Below are 1,705 nucleotides of genomic sequence, written 5' to 3' on the forward strand. Positions count from 1 at the left end.
CACACCGAGAGCGAGCCGCCCCGCCTCGCGGAGCGCGTCGAACTCCAGGGTGCCCGCCTGTCTTCGGAGCCGGGGCAGGGTCCGGGCCATCAGGTCGCTGATCATGACCGCTCACGACGCGTACCCGGCCGCGGCACTCGGCGCGTGGCCGGGTGCGGCCGGGGGCGGGCCCGGTGCCGGGATCAGGTAGTCGGTGGTGTCGGTGAGGTCCAGCAGGCGGGCCACCGAGGCGGATGGGCGTCGCACCGTCAGGACGCCTCCGGCCGAGGCAGCCCGGCGGGCCGCGATCAGCAGCAGATTGAGGCCGCGGACGTCGCAGAAGGTGACGTCCCGGGTGTCGATGTCGATGGTGCTGATCCCCGCGCTCAGGCAGCGGTGGAGCGCCTCGCGCAGCGGCGCCAGGGAGTCGAGGTCGAGCTCGCCGGCCACGTGGACGGTGGCGCGTCGGGCGGGCACGGAACGCAGAACGGTGACGCGGAGGGCCGGAGCGGGGGTGGGCATGGTGCGGCTCCAAGTGATCAGGACAGCCGTCGGGTTTCGAGCCGGCCGGGGACGGGCCAGCGGACGTCGTGCACCCAGCCGAGGCGCTCCAACAGGCGGATGACGGCGGCCGTGGGGTCGATCTGTCCGCGGTCGACGCCGTGGCGGGCGCAGGTGGGGTCGGCGTGGTGGAGGTTGTGCCAGCTCTCGCCGAAGGACAGCAGCGCGAGGGGCCACAGGTTGGTGGCGCGGTCGTGGCGGCGGGTGCGGAAGGGGCGTCGGCCGATCATGTGGCACAGCGAGTTCACGCTCCACGTCACGTGCTGCAGCAGGGCGACCCGGACGAGGCCGGCCCACACCAGGGCGGTGAGTGCGCCGTGCCAACTCCCGCTGACGGCCCAGCCGAGCCCGAGGGGCAGCGCCAGGGAGAGCGCGCATAGGGCGGGGAACGCCCGGGAGACGGCTCGCAGGTCCGCATCGGCGAGGAGGTCCGGTGCGTAGCGGGCGGGCGGGGTGACGTCGGCGGTGAACAGCCAGCCGACGTGGGCATGGACAAGACCGCGCAGCTCACCGGCGAGGCTGGTGCCGAACCGGAACGGGGAGTGCGGATCGCCGGGGCGGTCGGTGAAGGCGTGGTGGCGGCGGTGGGTGGCGACCCAGGTGATCACGTCACCCTGGAAGCTCATCGACCCGGCGATCGCCGTCGCGATCTTCACCGGGCGGTTGGGTGTGAAGCTGCCGTGGGTGAGGCCGCGGTGGAAGCCGAGTGTCACGCCGAGGCAGGTGAGGCAGTAGAACGCGGCGGCCAGGATCAGATCGGTCGGGCCGACGAGGCTGCCCCACAGCCATCCGACGGCGATCACCAGCGCGATGAACGGGAACGTCACCACGACTGCGGTGGCAGCCAGTTGCCATCGGGGGACGCGGTGCCGGTCGGCGGGGTCGACACGAGGGAACGGCGAGACCCCGTCGTAGGGCACCGGGACGGTGCTGCGTTGCGCGGTGTCGGTGCCGCCGTCGGAGAGTGATGAGGCGCGGCGGTCTGTGACGGCCATCCCGGCTCCTTCGCCATTGGTGCGGCGCAGCCGGGGTCTGGGGCGGCAGATCGGACCCGGCGAGTCTCCCGCCCGCAGAAGGGGGAGGCGTTCGTTCGGGTCTCCTCCGACGGTACGCCCGTCGCGGCCCCCCGCCAAGCATTCGCCCGCGTGCCCGCCCCCGTGCGGCC

The 1,705-nt window shown here is 73.5% G+C and carries 2 protein-coding genes; both read right to left on the bottom strand.

Annotation, left to right across the window (positions count from 1 at the left end; genetic code table 11):
* Nucleotides 1–111: 111 nt before the first annotated feature.
* Nucleotides 112–501, bottom strand: a complete 390-nt coding sequence (locus ABZ641_RS36125; protein WP_359988706.1) for an STAS domain-containing protein — start codon at nucleotides 499–501, stop codon at nucleotides 112–114.
* A 17-nt stretch (nucleotides 502–518) separates the two neighbouring features.
* Nucleotides 519–1,535, bottom strand: coding sequence for an acyl-CoA desaturase (locus ABZ641_RS36130; RefSeq protein ID WP_359988708.1), 1,017 nt, complete (start codon nucleotides 1,533–1,535; stop codon nucleotides 519–521).
* Nucleotides 1,536–1,705 lie beyond the last annotated feature (170 nt).

This window comes from Kitasatospora sp. NPDC007106 (assembly GCF_040634455.1).
Lineage (GTDB): Bacteria > Actinomycetota > Actinomycetes > Streptomycetales > Streptomycetaceae > Kitasatospora > Kitasatospora arboriphila.